This is a genomic window from Clostridium sp. AM34-9AC (assembly GCF_003480225.1).
GTDB classification, from domain to species: Bacteria; Bacillota; Clostridia; order Lachnospirales; family Lachnospiraceae; genus Acetatifactor; species Acetatifactor acetigignens.
In genome coordinates, this window is sequence record NZ_QUIU01000002.1 from 142,010 (window position 1) to 160,109 (window position 18,100).

The window sequence follows — 18,100 nt, forward strand, 5'->3', positions numbered from 1 at the left end:
ACAGTATTAAGTAAACGAAAGGCAAGGACATTACCATGAGCGAGATCGAAAAGGAAATCGTAGATTCCGCAGAAGTAAAGGAATCGAAGAATTTTATAGAGCAGATCATTGAGAAAGATCTGGCGGAGGGCGTATACGATACTGTACACACCCGTTTCCCTCCGGAACCCAACGGATATCTTCATATCGGACATGCCAAGAGTATTCTGCTGAACTACGGCCTGTCCCAGAAATACAACGGCAAATTCAATCTGCGTTTTGACGATACCAACCCCACCAAGGAGAAGGCAGAGTTCGTAGAGTCTATCAAGGCTGATGTAAAGTGGCTGGGAGCAGACTGGGAGGACAGACTCTTTTTCGCATCCAACTATTTTGACCAAATGTATGAAGCAGCCGTAAAGCTGATCAAAAAAGGCAAGGCATATGTCTCTGACTTAAGTGCGGAGCAGATCCGTGAATACAGAGGAAGCCTGACCGAGCCCGGCAAGGAAGATCCCGGCAGCACCAGAAGCGTAGAAGAGAATCTGACACTGTTCGAGGATATGAAGGCCGGCAAATACGAGGACGGCACTAAGGTACTGCGTGCCCGCATCGATATGGCCTCTCCCAACATCAACATGAGAGATCCCGTCATCTATCGTGTGGCACATATGTCTCACCAGAATACCGGTGACAAATGGTGCATTTACCCTATGTACGATTTCGCACATCCCATCGAGGATGCTATTGAGGGCGTGACCCATTCCATCTGTACGCTGGAATTTGAGGATCACAGACCTTTATATGACTGGGTGGTAAGAGAACTGGAATATCCTCATCCTCCCAAGCAGATCGAATTCGCAAAGCTGTACCTGACCAATGTGGTGACCGGTAAGCGTTATATCAAGAAGCTGGTAGAACAGGGCATCGTGGACGGCTGGGATGATCCCAGACTGGTATCCATCGCAGCACTGCGCAGAAGAGGATTCACACCGGAATCCATCAAGAAGTTCGTAGAATTGTGCGGTATCTCCAAGGCACAGTCTTCCGCAGATTATGCAATGCTGGAGTATTGTATCCGTGAGGATCTGAAGGCAAAGGCACCCCGCATGATGGCTATTCTGGATCCTGTGAAACTGGTAATTGACAACTATCCCGAAGGACAGACGGAGATGCTGCCTGTAGTCAACAATCCGGAAAACGAAGCTCTGGGCAGCCGCGAGGTTCCCTTCGGCAAAGAACTGTATATTGAGAGAGAGGACTTCATGGAAGAGCCTCCCAAGAAATATTTCCGTATGTTCCCCGGCAACGAAGTGCGCCTGATGAGTGCTTATTTCGTAAAATGCACCGGCTGTGTCAAGGACGAGAACGGAAAAGTCGTGGAAGTACATGGTACCTACGATCCGGAGAGCCGCGGAGGCAACAGCCCCGATGGACGTAAAGTAAAGGGAACGATCCACTGGGTAAATGCAGAGCAGTCTGTAAAAGCACAGGTGCGCCTGTATGAGAATATCATCGATGAAGAGAAGGGTGTATACAATGAAGACGGAAGTCTGAATCTGAACCCCAATTCTCTGACCACACTGACAGAGTGCCGTCTGGAGCCTGCATTTGCACAGGCACAGGCGTATGACCGCTTCCAGTTCGTAAGACAGGGCTTCTTCTGCGTGGACTACAAGGATACCAAGCCGGGAGAACTGGTATTTAACCGTATCGTATCTCTGAAGAGTTCTTATGTACTGACTAAGTAAGCAGTAGGACAACCGATAAGGGGAATTGGGAAAGTTGTATTCGTATTGTCACCGGGAATGGACAGTACAAAAGAAAAGGAGAGACATATGTCGGACAAATTGTTTGGACTGGCCGGTCTGGGTCTGGATGACCTGGAGAACATGGATATTTACGGACAGGATAAAAAAGAAGAGAAGGCAGCAGCCGAGGCCCCAAAAATAGAAGAAAAGGATCTGATCTTTGACAAGACATTTACCTGTCCTGTCTGCGGAGAAGATTTCCCGGCGAAGATCATGAAGACCGGAAAGGCAAGACTTTTAAGTACCGATCAGGATCTTCGTGCAAAATACGAAGGCATTGATGCGGTGAAATATGATGTTATTCTGTGTCCGCATTGCGGCTATGCAGCACTGAACCGGTATTTCAACAGCCTGAATAAGGTTTATATAAAGCAGATCAAGGAAAATATCAGCAGTAAAGTGCAGCTGCATACCTACGATGACGATATTTACAGCTATGAAGAAGCCATTGAGCGCTATAAGCTCTGCCTGGCCAACGCTGTGGTAAAACGGGCCCATGCCAGTGAAAAGGCTTATATCTGTCTGAAGAGCGGATGGCTGATGCGTGGTTATCAGGAGCATCTGGAAGAGTCCGGGGATACGGATATGGCCAGACTCCGGGAAGTGAAGACCATGGAGGAGACTTATCTGAAGAACGCTTACACTGGTTTTACGGAGGCCCTGCAGACCGAAGGATTCCCCATGTGCGGTATGGACGAGATCACGGTGGAATTCCTCATTGCGGTACTGGCTGCCAGATTCCAGAAATATGATGTGGCCAGCCGTATGGTAGCCACGATCCTGACGTCCCCTTCCGCCAATGCCCGGACTAAGGACAAGGCAAGAGAGTTAAAAGACCAGATTCTGGAAGAACTGAAGAACCAGAAAAAGTAGGATAACCGTATGTATGATATGACGATCCGGCTGCGTACAGACAGTGACAAATGTCTGTACCAGCAGATATATGAGCATATACGACAGGAAATCAGGGAAGGGAAGCTTCTGGCAGGAGAGAGGCTTCCCTCCACGCGTTCTCTGGCAGAATATCTGCAGGTGGCGAGAAGCACTGTGGACTATGCCTACGACCAACTGTTAAGCGAGGGATATATCGAGGCACGACCTTATAAGGGCTATTTTGTCTGCCGTCTGGAAGGGATATTTGCCATGGAACCGCGGGAAGAGAACGAACCGGAGCCGGACACTTCAGGAGAAGAATCTGTTCCGGAAGAGGGATGCATTGATTTTTCTCCTTATGGTATTGATATGAACGGTTTCCCTGTGGGCGTATGGAAGCGGATCACGAAGAATATTCTGAATGACAACAACAGTGACCTGTTTGCGCAGGGAGAACCTCAGGGAGATTATGATCTGCGGCTGACCATCAGCCGGTATCTGCATTCTTCCCGGGGGGTGAACTGCCGCCCGGAACAGATCATTGTAGGAGCAGGAAACGATTATCTGCTGTTGCTATTGGAGAAAATACTGGGCAGACATGTGGGCATTGCCATGGAGAATCCCACGTACAAGCGGGCATACCGCATCTTTGAATCTTTTGCCTATCGCATTCACACGGTAGACATGGATGATAAGGGAATGCGGGCGGACAGACTTTCGGGACTGCCTGTCAGAGTGGCCTATGTGATGCCTTCCCACCAGTATCCCACCGGTGCGGTCATGACCATCGGCAGGAGAGCAGAACTGCTTCGCTGGGCGGAAAGGGAGCCGGATCGTTATCTGATCGAGGACGATTACGACAGTGAATTCCGGTATCGGGGCAAGCCTATTCCTTCCCTGCAATCTTCCGATGAAAAGGGAAAAGTGATCTACATCGGTACATTTTCCAAGGCTATTGCACCGGCAATCCGTGTCAGCTATATGGTATTGCCGGGGGATCTGCTGGATATCTACCGCAGGGATTGCTCTTTTTATTCCTGCACGGTGTCCAGAATCGACCAGCGGATCCTGAATGAATTTATCCGGGACGGGTATTTCGAGCGGCATCTGAATAAAATGCGGATGCGCTACCGGGCCAAACATGACCTGCTGCTGGCCGGGCTGGAACCGTTTAAGAAGCAGTTTGTGATCTCCGGAGAGGATGCGGGACTGCATCTTCTGTTGACAGCGAAAGGGAATGTCACGGAACAGGAACTGTTGGAGAGAGCAGCGGCGGAGAAAGTGAAAGCCTATGGGATGTCAGAGAATATGGTGGAAGCCACAATGCGGAAAGCTACCGTGCTGTTGGGCTTTGGAAGTATTGATGAGGCGGAAATGCAGGAAGGTCTCAGACGCTTGCAAAAAGCATGGCTCTGAGACCTTCGAAATAGAACGATTATTCTTCATTTACGGGAGGCTCTTCGTCCTCGGCATCTTCTTCATCGAAGAACTCTTCCACGTCTTCGACGGTCTCGCCCTCTTCGCCGGACAATCCGGTAGCCTGATCGGTGAGCGGTGTGAAATCAGATGCCTCTGCGGAAGCGGGTGCCGCCTCTTCGGAAGCCGGTGTGGACTCTGTGCCTGTCTCTTCCTTCGGGGCAGAGGTCTGCACGGGTGTATTCAGAGGAACATAATTGCGGGAGAACTCGGTACTCTTGTCCAGATCCTCGTGGAAATCATCATAATCATCATCTGCATCGGAAGATTCCTTCAGCTGAGAATCTTTCTGTTGCATATAGTAGTAAGCAGCTGCGGCTGCGGTACCTACTGCTGCGGTAAACAGCAGAAATTTGCCAAATTTTTTAGCCATAGGGTTGCTCCTTCCATGTTGTAGTGTATGTAACTGGTCTGAATTTCATGCATATGCCCATACAGTTACATAATAAACCTTATTGATGAAAATGAAAAGGGATATGTTGCGATATGAATGAGAAATTTTTTGATTTAAAAAAAGAAAAACAGGACCGGATGATCAATGCAGCTCTGAAGGTATTTGCCCTGAACGGTTACCGTCATGCCAGTACGGATGATATCGTGCGGGAGGCAGCCATCAGTAAGGGATTATTATTTCATTATTTTGAGAACAAGCTGGGAGTCTATGCTTTTGTCTATGACTACAGTGTACGGTATCTGTTGCTGGAATTGTCCACAGCGGTAGATGCGAAGGAGACGGATCTGTTCACTCTGATGCAGCAGGTGGAGACCGGGAAAATGCATGCCATGTGCGGCTATCCTTATCTGCAGCCGTTCCTGAACCGGGCACAGGCAGAGAATGTCAATGAGGCACTGGTGGCGGTAGAAGAGCGAAAACAGCAGATGGAAGAGGCTTATGAGAATATTTATGCCAGAGCGGATCTGGGAAAATATGCGGCTGCGGAAGACGTGGTGAAACTTCGTAAGATGATGGAACTGACCATTAAGGGATTGATGAACGAGAGAATCCTGGAAGATGCCTTTCAGCCGGAGATGCTGTATGAGGAAATTCTGGAGTATCTGCAATTAAGCAGAAGACTGGCGGAACGGTCCGGACAGCCCTCTGACGAAGAAATTACGGAAAAATAGCATCATAATTGCATCGTATTTTTGAATAAAATTTTGTGGCTATTTAGACATCTTATAGGCGGGATCTGCGGGATATCCGCCTTTTAATTTCTGCATACCGCGCTGGATGGCATCCCTGGAGCTCTTCCAGTCGGCGTCTTTGTTGCGATAGTCGAATTTTTCCACCAGCCAGGAGACGTCTTCGGAAATGCGCTGCATGTTGGATTCCATGACCGGCAGCAACTGATCGTAAAAGTCCTGTTTTTCCTTATCGGAAAGTTTGCGGTCAGCGGCTTCGCAGAGATCGCCGAAGTGGGGCAGGCAGAAGCCTTTGCCGTTTATGACTTTATTGCGGAAGTTTTCATCATTTTTCCACAGGTAGAAAAAGGTGTCCAGATATCTGGCGTAGGTATCTTTATACTGGGAACAGATATAGCAGGAATCCTCTTTTGCACGGATCCACATGCCGATGGTATTTTCATTGCTTTCGGCTTTTTTGAATTTACCCAGGAGAGAGCTTTTGCCGGGGCGGAAGGAGGCAAATTCCTGCTGCATTTCCCGGATCATGCGCTGGTAGTGGGTCTTTAAGATCCAGGCATTGCCCAGAGTATTGCCGTAGTCGAACATTTTCTGAAAATGATACCGGCAGAAGCCTGCTTTGTCGGTTTGTTCGCGGATGTCCGCTTCCATATAAGAGGAACCGGAGCCTAACACGAAATCCAGAAGATTCTGTTCAATACTGCGGTGGATAAAGCAGAAAGGGCATTCGTCCTGTGCATTTACGGCATCGTTTAAAGGGATGGTATATAACTGTTCTTTCATGGAAAATATCCTTTCTCGGGCGCAGCCCTGTGGTGTTAAAACTATTGTAAACGATGCGGTGAAAAATTGCAAAAAGATTAAGCAGTTGTAAAATTCTGTCATTTAAAATTAAGAATTGTTTTGTTGTAATAGAAACGGTTTCAAGCTACTATGATAGTAAGACAGATAAACAGAAATAGAAAGATGTGATTTTTTTGATATTCAGCAGCATTGAATTTCTGCTGTGGTTCCTGCCGATCTTTCTGATCGTCTACGGGATCACACCTCGCAAATACAGGAACCTGACACTGCTCGTGGGAAGCATTGTTTTTTATGCCATGGGAGACGTCAGGTATCTTCCCCTTTTAATGATATCTATATTGTGCAATTATTTTCTGGGTCTTCATCTGGCAAAACGCAGTCCTAAGACGTTGTGGCGGAAAAAGCTTCTGCTGATCCTGACACTTGGTGCGAATCTGGCGGTACTGCTCTGGTTCAAGGACTGGGGAGGCTCTGCGGGGCTGCCGCTGGGGATCAGCTTTTACACCTTCCAGATATTGTCTTATCAGATCGATGTGTACCGGGGAGAGGTGAGCAGGGAGTATTCTTTTTTGAAGTTTGCTACTTATGTGAGCATGTTCCCGAAACTGATCTCCGGACCGATCACAAGATATGGCGATATCTCGGACAGTCTGACGGAGCGCACTTTCACGGTGCGGGGGCTGGAAGACGGTATGAAGCTGTTTATTCTGGGACTGGCGGCCAAGGTGCTACTGGCAGACCGGGTGGGAATCTTGTGGCACGAGGTGCAGGTGACCGGATTTGAAAGCATCTCGACACCGTTAGCATGGCTGGCAGCCATCGCCTATTCCATGGAGATCTATTTTGATTTCTGGGGCTATTCCCTGATGGCCATGGGACTGGGCCGGATGATGGGGATCGAACTGCCGGCCAACTTCCGCAGACCCTATATGGCCAGAAGTGTCCGGGATTTTTACCGCAGATGGCATATGACGTTGGGACAGTGGTTCTGCCGATATGTGTATATTCCGTTAGGCGGCAGCAGACAGGGAGAGCTTCGCACGATTTTTAACCTCCTGGTGGTATGGATGCTGACCGCTTTCTGGCATGGTGCCGGCTGGAACTTCTTCTGCTGGGGCGGACTGCTCTGGATCTGCATCGTACTGGAACGGCAGCTGGGCAGATTAAAATTTGTACATAAAATGAAGGTACTGCCGCACATTTATCTGTGGCTGGTCATCCCAATGAGCTGGATGTGCTTTGCTATCACGGACCTGTCACAGTTACAGGTCTATCTGGATAAGATGCTGTGGCTGGTACCGGGCTTCAGCGGCGGTTACGAGGATGCCTGGAAGGCACTCAGTACCTATGGAGGACTGCTTCTGGTCTCTGGACTGGCCTGCACACCGGTCATTGAGAAGCTGTACCATAAGTGGCAGGATAAGCTGCCGGTGAAGGTGCTTCTGGCGGGGCTCTTCTGGTATTGCATCTGGAGACTTTTATTAGAAGGAAATAATCCTTTTATGTATTTTAGCTTTTAGGAAAAGGTCATTATGCAATGAATCATGCAGAAAATAAAAATATTTGGTCGAAAATGAAGGAAAAATTGCATAAATACTCCTTTTTGGGATGTCTTTTGCTGGCGGGAATTGTATTCTTTACCTGGACGGATAACTGGCAGGTATATACGGAACCGCTGCAGGAGACCTATACGAAAGGAGTGCTTCTGGCGGAGCAGCTGGTGGAAGGAAAATGGCCGGGAATATTCGGGGAACAGAGTGATGCAACGGGATCCGTATCCGGCAATGTGCCGGGGGAAAACGTACAGACCGGAGATACAGTGAGTGACGGGAACCAGACGGATCAGACGATGGGTACGGTGCAGAGTCCCGCCATGGGAGAAGAGGCCACAATGCCGGAGGCCACCGGAACAGAGACGCAGGATCCCGCCGCGACGGTTCCTGTGGAAGAGATACCGCAGGAAGTGGTCTATCACACGGTGGATGACAGTTATTTTGATGATGCGGTATTTATCGGGGATTCCCGGACGGTAGGCATGTATGAGTACGGCGGACTGGAGGAGACATCCACGTTTTATGCTTCCACCGGACTGACAGTCTACAAGATGTTCGACAGTGCCATTGTATCGGTGCCTGGACAGAAGAAAAAGATCACGGTGGAGGAAGCCTTGTCGGAGAGACAGTTTGCCAAGATCTATCTGATGATCGGTATTAACGAGATGGGAACCGGTACGGTGGAATCTTTCATGAAGGCTTACGGGGAGGCAGTACAGCATTTGCAACAGCTGCAGCCCGATGCGGTGATCTACCTGCAGGCGATCATGAAGGTGACCACGGAGCGCTCCGGGCAGGGAGACTATATTACCAATGAGGGCATCGAAGCCAGGAATGAAGAAATCGCGAAGCTGGCGGATGATGAGAAGATATATTACCTGGATGTGAATCCGATGATCTGTGATGAGACCGGAGGAATGGTGGCATCCTATACTTATGACGGAGTGCACCTGAAGGCCCAGTATATTCCCATCTGGCTGGACTTTTTGAAAGAACATGCAGTGGAATAAATTTTTTCTTGACTGTGGAACGATGAAAAGCTATCATGTAACTAATAAGGTCACATAGGTGTGGGCAGGTAGAGGACTATCTGCCCGAATTTATGCGACGAAAAATAGTTACATGTTCACATGTCTATGACACAGGAGGAAAAAAATGAGCGAGAAGACTACACTCGGCGAAAATGGCATTTACGATGCCAGATCCTTGGGCGTGCCCAAGATGCTTCTGCTGGGACTTCAGCACATGTTCGCAATGTTTGGTGCCACGATTCTGGTACCCATGCTGACAGGTCTGGATGTTTCCACAACACTGTTATTTGCAGGTTTGGGAACTTTATTGTTCCATCTGCTGACCAAGAGAAAGGTACCCGCATTCCTGGGTTCTTCCTTTGCTTTCTTAGGCGGTTATGCCGCAATCGCACCTATGGCAGACGGTGCGGACAATTCCGCATTGCTTCCTTATGCCTGCTTCGGTGTAGCCTGTGCAGGTCTGCTGTACCTGGTATTATCCCTGTTGATCAAGATCTTCGGTACCGGCAAAGTAATGCGTTTCTTCCCGCCCATCGTAACCGGACCTATCATCATTGCCATCGGTCTGACCCTGTCCCAGTCCGCTATCAACAACTGTTCCGCAGACTGGCTGATCGCAGTGGTCGCTATTGCACTGGTAGTGATCTGCAATATCTGGGGTAAGGGAATGGTGAAGATCGTTCCGATCATCATCGGCGTTGTTGGTTCTTATGTGTTGGCAGCTATCTTAGGCCGCGTGGATTTCACACCCGTTGCGGAAGCTGCATGGTTCGGACTTCCTATCCACTGGAATGAGACCGCTTTCTGGGCACTGTCCGACGGCAACACTTCTTTGTTAATCACTTCCGTGATCACTATTATGCCGATCGCACTGGCTACCATGGTAGAGCATATCGGAGATATCTCCGCTATTTCTTCCACCGTTGGTATCAACTATATCAAGGAACCCGGATTGCATCGTACGTTGTTAGGTGATGGTCTGGCTACCATTATTGCATCCCTGTTCGGTGCTCCTGCGAATACCACTTACGGTGAGAACACCGGTGTACTGTCTCTGACCAAGGTATTCGACCCCAGAGTTATCCGTATTGCAGCAGGCTTCGCTGTACTGTTTTCCTTCTCTCCGAAGGTAGCAGCATTGATCGGCTGTATGCCTACCGCTACCTGCGGTGGTGTATCTCTGGTACTGTACGGTATGATCTCTGCAGTCGGTGTCCGTAACATCGTAGAGACTCAGGTAGACTTTACCAAGAGCCGTAACGTTATCATCGCCGCTCTGATCCTGGTATTGTCCATCGGTATCAACTACAGTGCAGCAGGCGCTATCGCATTCCATATCGGCGAGATCACCATCAGCCTGTCCGGACTGGCAGTAGGTGCGCTGACCGGCATTATCCTGAACGCTATCCTGCCCGGCAAGGACTACAAGTTTGATGAGGATAAGCCCGACGATACCGGCGTATGCTTCGCAGTCAAGGGTGAAGAGAACTAAGGTATTTTTTGCTGACAACAGCATAAATTGAACAAAGAAAGTAAGAGGGAGTATTCATGGCAGGAACATAGAGCTGTGGATGCTCTCTTTTTCATAGGGGATCAGGAGAAAACATGAAGATCATAGATATGCATTGCGACACCATATCCGAACTGGCGGACCGGGGTGGGGAACTTTGGAAAAACAGCGGCCATCTGGATCTTAAGCGGATGCAGGAGAGCGGATATCTGTTGCAGAATTTCGCCCTGTTTGTGGATATCGGAAAGTGCACACCGACACCCTGGGAGCGGGTGTGTGCTCTGTATGAGGTCTACCGGACGGAGCTGGAGAAAAACAAGAACCGGATTGTCCCGGTACTGTGCTATGAAGACATTTTGAAAAATGAAGCCTGTGGGAAACTGTCGGCACTTTTGACGGTGGAAGAAGGGGCGGTCTGCGGCGGAAGTCTGGAGAGGCTACGGGAACTGTATGACATGGGGGTGCGGATGCTGACGTTAACCTGGAATTATCGGAATGAACTGGGGTGGCCAGCCACGCGTCGGTGTCTTGGGCAGAGCAGGGGCGACGTAGATGGGAGACCGACGGAGAAATCTGTTCAGGAGAAAATACCGGGAACCGGGAGGAGCAGCTGTGCGGGGGAAAATCCGACAACGGCGATAGGGACGGAGAAAGGTGAGACTGGGATACGTGGATCCGATGGCAGGGATGCGGCGTGTGGTCTGACGGAAACCGGCCGCGATTTTGTCACAGAGATGGAGCGTCTCGGAATGATCCCGGACGTCTCCCATCTGTCGGATGCCGGCTTTGACGATGTATGGGAATGTACGAAGAAGCCCTTCGTGGCAAGCCATTCCAACGCAAGGGCTGTATGTCCGTCCCTCCGGAATCTGACGGATGACCGGGTCCGCAGACTGGCGGAGCGGGGCGGCTGTATGGGACTGAACTATTATGATAAATTTCTGGTGGATGGCGGAAGCAAAGATCCAGAGGTGTTGTGGGAAGCACTGATACGGCAGGCAAGACATATCACTGATGTCGGCGGTATGGAAATACTGGGTCTGGGCAGTGACTTCGACGGCATCCCCACAAATCCGGCGCTTCCCGGTGCGGAGGCAATGCCGGTATTGTGGGACAGACTAAAAACAGCCGGCTTTACGGAAAATCAGCTGGATGGGATTTTCTGGGGAAATGTGATGCGGGTATATCGGGATGCTTTGTGAATTGTACGTGAAAAAGGAGCCCACGCATGGGCTCCCCTGGCTGTGTACCTCGCAAGCAACACAGCGCAACCACTTATAGATTCTATTCCTACATTTCGATTATCTTCGCAATCACCTGATCCAGTACTTCAAAATAGTTCTCGAAAGTTTTGCGGCAGCATCCGGGATCGTCGATCACGATACCTTCGGCCCGGAGCCCGGTCAGGGCAAAGCCCATGGCCATGCGGTGATCATCGTAGGTCGCTACGGAGCAGGGGTGCGGCATGCCGGGATAGATAGTGATGCTGTCCTGTGTCTCTTCGCAGTGGATGCCCATGCGGGTCAGTTCCGTGCAGATGGCATGGATACGGTCACTTTCCTGGAAACGGATGTGACCGATGCCTGTAATACAAGTGGGACTGTCAGCAAAAGGCGCAATAGCTGCCAGAGTGATGGCCTGATCGGAGCAGGAAGACATGTCCACGGTGATGCCATGGAAGGCAGGAACCTGCGTTCCGGTATCCGTCTGCCCTGCGGGAGGCAGCAGGAGTACCCCATTTTCCGTCTCCTGTGCGGTACAGCCCATTTTCTCTAAAATATGTAAGAATTCCACATCTCCCTGCAGACTTTCAAAGTGCACATGCTCCACACATACGGGAATACCCAGTAACGGTGTCATTGCATAAAAATAGCAGGCGGCGGAGACGTCCGGTTCAATCTGATAATCCAGTGCACGATACTTTTGACCGGTGCAGATACGGAACTGATCTGCGGCGGGATGTTCCACCCTGACACCGAACTGCTCCATCATTTTCCGTGTCATTTCGATATAAGCCATACCGTGGGTACCTTTCAACCGGATCGTGAAATCCTCCGCAGATAAAGTGGAAGCGATCAGCAGGGCACTGAGAAACTGACTACTGTGTCCGATATCGATGGAAATATGATCCTGTCTGAACCCGTGGGCTGTCAGAATAAAGGGAAAATGTCCGTCTTCCCTTTCGCAGGTGATCTCACAGCCAAGCTCTTTCAGAGAGGATAAAAGCGGAGCCATGGGACGTTTGCGCATCTGTTCGGAGGCATCCATATGGAAGATTCCTTCAGAGACACCCAGGGTAGCCGTCAGAAAACGGGCTGCGGTCCCAGCACTGCCTACATTCAGGGAAGCATCGGAGCAGGGGATTTTTCCGCCCAGGCCCCTGACAGTGACCACGTAGCTGTCTTCATCCACTGTTGTTTCGAATCCCAGATCCTGTACACACTGCAGAAAATGCCTGGAATCATCGGAGAACAATACTCCGCGCAAGGTCGATTCGCCATCTGCCAGCATAGCCAGCAGGAGACTGCGGTTCGTGATACTCTTCGAACCCGGCACCCGGACTGTCAGAGGAGCAGTTGTTTTTTTCATTTCATTATATATAGTAGGAACGCGGTAAATTTTATCTGCCATGTAGTTGAGTGGCTCCTTTTAATTTAATATATTTTTATATTACAATAGTCCCTATTTACATTTGTGTGTCTGATGTATCAACAGTATAATTATACATTTCACGAATTGCGTATGCAATTAGAAAATCAAGTAGTCCAAATTCAAATACAATACCATAAGGCTTTCCAGATAATCTGGGAAGCCTTTTTATATTCATAGGGTGCATTTAAGGGTATGAATTTTGTTTATGCAAGGAGGTTCATGCCATGGCACTCACCAATAAAGAACTGCAAGATATTTTAGATAACCTTACACCAGAGGAACAAAAACAGCTCTATCATCAACTAAGTAGGAACATATCAAATACAGAACCTACAACACCTCTACAATCAAATAAGCATCCTGTGTCAAAAGAAAACAGCAAGGTTTATTGTTGTATCAAGTGTGGTTCAGTCAACTACAAGAAAAATGGATATACCAGCACAGGTATGCAACGATACCGATGTAAAGATTGTAATAGTTCATGGTCTGAAAATTATGGAGACAGTCTTCGATACACTCATCTTTCAGAGGACACATGGAAAGAAATGTTAAGAGGCTTTGTAGAGGAACTATCAATATCAAAGATTGCAAAGAATTGTGACTTATCTACAAAAACAGTCTGGCTGGCAAAGACTAAGGTCAACCAAGCCATAATGACCATGTATGGATATACAGAATTGTTTAGAGGAAATACACAAGCAGATGAATATTACACTCGTACAGCCTTTAAGGGGAAACGTGACCCAGAGTTTTTCATTTATATACTTCGTAGGATGCCAAGACACCATTACACCTATTCTCCTGCTGGTGTCAGTGAGAAGGTCCGGTTATGTCTGTCAAGAAGTTTTACCCCAAGCTCCTGTTCCAGCTTTTTTATCTGTTGGGAAATAGCTGATTGGGAAACATTACATTTTTCAGCAGCCTGATAAAAGTTCCCTGTTTCAATGATAGCCTGAAAATATTCAATCTGTCTAAATAGCATAGCGGAACTAATCAGGTGATAGGTAACATTTACTTCAGGATCAGTTAGGGGAATCCGTTTCCGTCCTTTCAGAGTCTGCTCTGAGCCGGGTGTTTTACTGCTGGAAAAACATAATAATGTGGAAGTCCTGACCAATTCTTCAAACTCAAATTCATCCGTCTGTATCAGAAAGCGGGATGCTGGCATTTTGCTCTTTACCAGATTTGTCCAGAAACCGATTTCATCACGAAGAAGGCAGTTAAAACCGTTAAGCTGTGAAAGACTCAGCTGAGAATATTCTGCCAATTTGTGTTCTTTCGGGATACAGACATAGAGCTGCTCCTTAAGATAAGTAGTAATTTTAAGTGGTATTATGATACAGTCCTGTTTATGGCAGGGCTGTATTTTTTATGGAAAGATGGAATGCGGATTTTGTCATCATATATTGTCTGAATTTGCGTTTTCCCAATCAAAAAAGGAAACCCTCGTTCAATCAGAAAGCAATATCAGCAGGCGAGCCATTAACAATGAATAAAGCTACAGAATAAGGGAAGGACTGCTGGATGTGGTATTTCACAGTCTTCGTCATACGAGTATACTTGTCTGAGGAGTTTCATCAGCTGGCAGTCCAGAAGAAAGACTCATAATCTTCTTCATAAAATGTGCCCCCTTTCATTCATACAACGTAAAAGACTAACGAACATATTTAATGAAACATCGAAACCATCTTCTTTTTGTTGTTTACCTATAATAACGATTGGAGTAGTCGATTATAGACACTGCAATCAAAAAAATCTGAAAATATATTTATCAACATTACATAAAAGTGTGTAGATGCACATAAAATGGGAATGTATATTGAAATTCACGTCGTTCTGTGATAGAATCTCATTACTAAAAAGTGTGCAGATGCACGGAAAGGGGGAACGTAACGATGGAGATTAAAAGAGACGCTTACCTACAGCAGCTGACCCTGCGAAAAGATAATGGAATGATAAAGGTGATTACCGGCATTCGTAGATGTGGCAAATCCTTTTTGCTGTTTACCATCTTTAAGAGATACTTACTGGAGAACGGCGTTGATGTTGATCATATTATTGAGATTGCATTGGACGGTATTGAAAATGAGGAACTAAGAGATCCTAAGGTGTGTTTCAAGTACATCAAAGATGCCATGAAAGACGATGGCAAATACTATCTGCTTCTTGATGAAGTGCAGTTTATGTCACAATTTGAGGAAGTGCTGAACAGCCTGCTCCGCATGAGCAATATTGATGTGTATGTCACCGGAAGTAATTCCAAGTTCCTGTCCAGCGACATTGTGACCGAATTCCGTGGCAGAGGTGATGAGATTAGAATCTACCCTCTCTCCTTTGCAGAGTTTTATTCTGTCTATGACGGCGATTATGATGATGCATGGGATGACTACATGATCTACGGAGGATTGCCGCAGATCGTAAGTTTCCAGAGCGAACGACAGAAAGCGGACTATCTGAAGAACATCTTTGCAAATGTCTATCTGAAGGATGTTATTGAAAGAAATAAGATTCAGAACGTGGATGAGATTGGGATTCTGGTTGATGTGCTTGCATCTGCAATCGGCGCACCGACCAACCCTTCAAAGATTGCCAATACCTTTGCCAGTGAGCGCCAGATGACTTATGCTAATAAAACCATCTCCAAGCATATCGACTATTTGACAGATGCCTTTTTGATTTCCAAGGCAAGCCGATACGATATTAAGGGCAGAAAGTATATCGGTGCAAATCTGAAATACTACTTTACGGATCTGGGACTGAGAAATGCACGTCTGAATTTCAGACAGCAGGAGCCTACTCATATCATGGAGAACATTGTTTATAACGAGCTGTTGATCCGTGGCTACAATGTTGATGTGGGTGTCGTGGATATCTTCGATAAGGATAAAGAGGGCAAACGTGTTCGCAAGCAGTTGGAGGTTGACTTTGTGGTGAATCAAGGAAACCAGAGATACTATATCCAGGTTGCATATGACATGACTTCGGAAGAAAAACAGACGCAGGAGTTCAATTCTCTGCGTAATATCCCGGACTCTTTCAAGAAGATCGTCATTGTAAATGGCAGCAAAAAGCCTTGGAGAAATGATGAAGGTTTTGTCATCATGGGAATGAAGTATTTCTTGCTGAATGCGAATAGTCTGGAATTTTAAGTCGATTTGAGTTGTTGCTGTGGTGTTGTTCTATTTCAAAAAAGAGTGAAAATAAAAGAATTGTGCTCTACTATTGTTCAAGAAAAAAACTCATTGACATATTTCAATCTATTTGGGAGGATAACAGGATGATATTAAAGTTATTGAAATAAAAGATTATATAAAAAATCCAAAATCGAATGGTTATCGAAGCTATCATATGATTGTTGAAATACCAGTATTTTTTGCTAAGGGTAAAACACCTATGCGTGTAGAATTACAGATTCGAACCAATGGTATGGATTTCTGGGCAACATTGGAACATCAACTTTGGTATGTTACACGAAATTTAGGGAGAAAACTGAGCAAGTAGGAAGGTGGAATATATATGAAACAAGATACTTTAGAGGGCAAAGCAAAAACAAAAAATGGGGTAAAACGGCTGTGTTTTTCCATAATCTGCATTCTTCTGGAAGTGATTTTTATTATTACTATCGTAACACGCTTGAATGAATATGCAGAAATCATAAATTTATTTACAAGGATTTTGAGTGGGATCTTGGTTTTGGGATTGTACGCATCAAATAAGACATCCTCTATGAAAATGCCTTGGGTCATTTTAATTCTAATTTTCCCAATTATGGGTGTAGGCCTGTATTTGTTGATTGGTTTGAATGGTGGCACACATAAAATGCGTGAGCGATATGCAGAAATTGATAGCAAATTGTTACCAATGCTTCCGGACAGTCAGGAGTGTTTGAGCAGAATAAAAGAAACAATTCCGAAAGCAGGAAATATAGCAAGTTACATACAAAGAAATTCGCAGTATCCAATCTATCAGAATACGGATATTGTGTATTTTGATGAAGCGGTGAAAGGATTAGAGGCACAGCTTAAGGATTTGGAGAAAGCACAGAAGTTTATCTTTATGGAATATCATGCGATAGAAGACGCTGAAGCATGGCATAAGATTCAAGATGTTCTGGAAGAGCGAGTAAAAGCAGGTGTGGAAGTTAGAGTATTCTACGATGATATGGGTTCTATAGGCTTTATTAACACAGATTTTGTGAAAAAGATGGAGGCAATAGGAATTCATTGCCGTGTATTCAATCCGTTTATGCCAGGTTTAAATCTGTTTTTGAACAATCGTGATCATAGAAAAATAACAGTTATTGATGGAAAAGTCGGATTTACAGGTGGATATAATCTAGCAAACGAATATTTTAATTACACACACCCGTATGGACAGTGGAAAGATACAGGTATTCGTTTAGAAGGAGATGCTGTTCAGTCGCTTACGGTGACATTTTTGGAAATGTGGAATGCAGTAAGTGATAAGGATGCTAATGATTCTGATTTTAGTAAATACCTTTTCCACTATGATTATGCGGCACAGCAAACTGGGTTTGTTCAACCTTATGCAGACAGCCCTATGGATAATGAGCAAGTAGGAGAAGAAGTTTATATCAGTATGATAAATAAAGCTGAAAAATATTGTTGGTTTATGACTCCATATCTAATCATAACAGATGAAATGACGCATGCGTTATGTCTGGCTGCTAAGCGAGGGGTAGACGTAAGAATTATCACACCTGGTATCCCTGATAAAAAATTCATTTATAATATAACTCGTTCTTTTTATCATGGATTGGTTAAACATGGTGTTCGTGTTTATGAGTGGACTCCTGGTTTCTGTCATGCAAAAATGAGTGTGGCAGATGACTGTATGGCAACTTGTGGAACAATTAATCTGGATTATCGAAGTTTATATCACCATTTTGAAAACGGCTGTTTTATGGCAGATTGTCAGGCAGTTGTGGAAATAAAAAATGATCTGATAAGAACGATGGGAGAATGTCGTGATGTGACAGACCAATATCAAACCGGACGAAGTGCATATTTGCGACTGGGACAATTATTTATGAGATTATTTGCTGGATTGCTATAAGAATCTGATGAAACGACCTTTCAAAAAACAGTTGATTTAGAAGTTAACTGTTTTTGAAAGGCCGTTTTTGCTATATCTAACAGTCTGTTGTACAAAGAAGATTTTGCATTGATGAAAAAACAAACCTTGTTGAGGTTAAATTGAGATTGACTTTGTATTGTATAAGTATGAAATAAAAAGGAATCAGGTGAT

General features: G+C 46.2%; 14 protein-coding genes and 1 pseudogene. 11 read left to right on the top strand and 4 right to left on the bottom strand.

Going from position 1 to position 18,100, the window contains the following annotated elements; translation table 11 throughout:
* The first annotated feature begins 35 nt into the window (after positions 1–35).
* The 3 genes from DW835_RS01725 (at position 36) to DW835_RS01735 (ending at position 4,079) form a co-directional block, all read left to right on the top strand.
* Complete coding sequence (locus tag DW835_RS01725) at positions 36–1,730, top strand: glutamine--tRNA ligase/YqeY domain fusion protein (protein ID WP_118730566.1); 1,695 nt, start codon at positions 36–38, stop codon at positions 1,728–1,730.
* Positions 1,731–1,817: 87 nt separating this feature from the next.
* On the top strand, positions 1,818–2,663 hold the full coding sequence (locus DW835_RS01730; RefSeq protein WP_118730567.1) for a DUF2225 domain-containing protein: 846 nt from the start codon (positions 1,818–1,820) through the stop codon (positions 2,661–2,663).
* A gap of 9 nt (positions 2,664–2,672) precedes the next feature.
* Positions 2,673–4,079 carry a PLP-dependent aminotransferase family protein gene (locus tag DW835_RS01735; RefSeq protein ID WP_022312125.1) on the top strand — a complete coding sequence of 469 codons (1,407 nt, stop codon included), beginning with the start codon at positions 2,673–2,675 and terminating at the stop codon, positions 4,077–4,079.
* Between the two features lie 19 nt (positions 4,080–4,098).
* Here DW835_RS01735 and DW835_RS01740 read toward each other — a convergent pair whose 3' ends face one another.
* Positions 4,099–4,512, bottom strand: a complete 414-nt coding sequence (locus DW835_RS01740; RefSeq protein WP_022312126.1) for a hypothetical protein — start codon at positions 4,510–4,512, stop codon at positions 4,099–4,101.
* Between the two features lie 113 nt (positions 4,513–4,625).
* Between DW835_RS01740 and DW835_RS01745 the strand changes: the two genes are divergently transcribed.
* Positions 4,626–5,264: a TetR/AcrR family transcriptional regulator gene (locus DW835_RS01745; protein WP_022312127.1), complete on the top strand. Its 639-nt coding sequence runs from the start codon at positions 4,626–4,628 to the stop codon at positions 5,262–5,264.
* Between the two features lie 39 nt (positions 5,265–5,303).
* Here DW835_RS01745 and DW835_RS01750 read toward each other — a convergent pair whose 3' ends face one another.
* Complete coding sequence (locus DW835_RS01750) at positions 5,304–6,065, bottom strand: DUF6062 family protein (protein ID WP_118730568.1); 762 nt, start codon at positions 6,063–6,065, stop codon at positions 5,304–5,306.
* A gap of 185 nt (positions 6,066–6,250) precedes the next feature.
* Here DW835_RS01750 and DW835_RS01755 point away from each other — a divergent pair, with 185 nt between their 5' ends.
* The 4 genes from DW835_RS01755 (at position 6,251) to DW835_RS01770 (ending at position 11,382) form a co-directional block, all read left to right on the top strand.
* On the top strand, positions 6,251–7,606 hold the full coding sequence (locus DW835_RS01755; protein WP_242993724.1) for an MBOAT family O-acyltransferase: 1,356 nt from the start codon (positions 6,251–6,253) through the stop codon (positions 7,604–7,606).
* 53 nt (positions 7,607–7,659) lie between these two features.
* Positions 7,660–8,649 carry a GDSL-type esterase/lipase family protein gene (locus DW835_RS01760; protein ID WP_182430198.1) on the top strand — a complete coding sequence of 330 codons (990 nt, stop codon included), beginning with the start codon at positions 7,660–7,662 and terminating at the stop codon, positions 8,647–8,649.
* Between the two features lie 145 nt (positions 8,650–8,794).
* Positions 8,795–10,162, top strand: a complete 1,368-nt coding sequence (locus DW835_RS01765) for a uracil-xanthine permease family protein (protein WP_118505454.1) — start codon at positions 8,795–8,797, stop codon at positions 10,160–10,162.
* Between the two features lie 113 nt (positions 10,163–10,275).
* Positions 10,276–11,382 carry a dipeptidase gene (locus DW835_RS01770; RefSeq protein ID WP_118730570.1) on the top strand — a complete coding sequence of 369 codons (1,107 nt, stop codon included), beginning with the start codon at positions 10,276–10,278 and terminating at the stop codon, positions 11,380–11,382.
* An 88-nt stretch (positions 11,383–11,470) separates the two neighbouring features.
* Here the strand turns inward: DW835_RS01770 and aroA are convergent, their stop codons facing one another.
* A complete protein-coding gene (gene aroA, locus DW835_RS01775; protein ID WP_118730571.1) occupies positions 11,471–12,811 on the bottom strand; it encodes a 3-phosphoshikimate 1-carboxyvinyltransferase in 1,341 nt (446 codons plus the stop codon).
* An 814-nt stretch (positions 12,812–13,625) separates the two neighbouring features.
* Positions 13,626–14,000, bottom strand: a complete 375-nt coding sequence (locus DW835_RS18670) for a LysR family transcriptional regulator (RefSeq protein WP_320443456.1) — start codon at positions 13,998–14,000, stop codon at positions 13,626–13,628.
* Positions 14,001–14,727: 727 nt separating this feature from the next.
* Between DW835_RS18670 and DW835_RS01790 the strand changes: the two genes are divergently transcribed.
* The 3 genes and pseudogenes from DW835_RS01790 to cls all read left to right on the top strand — a co-directional run bounded on the left by DW835_RS01790 (position 14,728) and on the right by cls (position 17,908).
* A complete protein-coding gene (locus tag DW835_RS01790; RefSeq protein ID WP_008400146.1) occupies positions 14,728–15,981 on the top strand; it encodes an ATP-binding protein in 1,254 nt (417 codons plus the stop codon).
* 124 nt (positions 15,982–16,105) lie between these two features.
* Positions 16,106–16,291: pseudogene (locus tag DW835_RS01795) on the top strand (GTP pyrophosphokinase family protein); the annotation flags it as partial.
* A gap of 57 nt (positions 16,292–16,348) precedes the next feature.
* The gene (gene cls / locus DW835_RS01800; RefSeq protein ID WP_014080824.1) at positions 16,349–17,908 is read left to right on the top strand and encodes a cardiolipin synthase; all 1,560 of its coding nucleotides are present in this window, start codon (positions 16,349–16,351) and stop codon (positions 17,906–17,908) included.
* Positions 17,909–18,100 lie beyond the last annotated feature (192 nt).

Excerpts from the sequence above, each read along its gene's own strand:
- DW835_RS01725 (WP_118730566.1), top strand. The coding sequence starts at position 36 with ATGAGCGAGATCGAAAAGGAAATCGTAGATTCCGCAGAAGTAAAGGAA.
- DW835_RS01730 (WP_118730567.1), top strand. The coding sequence starts at position 1,818 with ATGTCGGACAAATTGTTTGGACTGGCCGGTCTGGGTCTGGATGACCTG.
- DW835_RS01735 (WP_022312125.1), top strand. The coding sequence starts at position 2,673 with ATGTATGATATGACGATCCGGCTGCGTACAGACAGTGACAAATGTCTG.
- DW835_RS01740 (WP_022312126.1), bottom strand. The coding sequence starts at position 4,512 with ATGGCTAAAAAATTTGGCAAATTTCTGCTGTTTACCGCAGCAGTAGGT.
- DW835_RS01745 (WP_022312127.1), top strand. The coding sequence starts at position 4,626 with ATGAATGAGAAATTTTTTGATTTAAAAAAAGAAAAACAGGACCGGATG.
- DW835_RS01750 (WP_118730568.1), bottom strand. The coding sequence starts at position 6,065 with ATGAAAGAACAGTTATATACCATCCCTTTAAACGATGCCGTAAATGCA.
- DW835_RS01760 (WP_182430198.1), top strand. The coding sequence starts at position 7,660 with ATGAAGGAAAAATTGCATAAATACTCCTTTTTGGGATGTCTTTTGCTG.
- DW835_RS01765 (WP_118505454.1), top strand. The coding sequence starts at position 8,795 with ATGAGCGAGAAGACTACACTCGGCGAAAATGGCATTTACGATGCCAGA.
- DW835_RS01770 (WP_118730570.1), top strand. The coding sequence starts at position 10,276 with ATGAAGATCATAGATATGCATTGCGACACCATATCCGAACTGGCGGAC.
- aroA (WP_118730571.1), bottom strand. The coding sequence starts at position 12,811 with ATGGCAGATAAAATTTACCGCGTTCCTACTATATATAATGAAATGAAA.
- DW835_RS18670 (WP_320443456.1), bottom strand. The coding sequence starts at position 14,000 with ATGCCAGCATCCCGCTTTCTGATACAGACGGATGAATTTGAGTTTGAA.
- DW835_RS01790 (WP_008400146.1), top strand. The coding sequence starts at position 14,728 with ATGGAGATTAAAAGAGACGCTTACCTACAGCAGCTGACCCTGCGAAAA.
- cls (WP_014080824.1), top strand. The coding sequence starts at position 16,349 with ATGAAACAAGATACTTTAGAGGGCAAAGCAAAAACAAAAAATGGGGTA.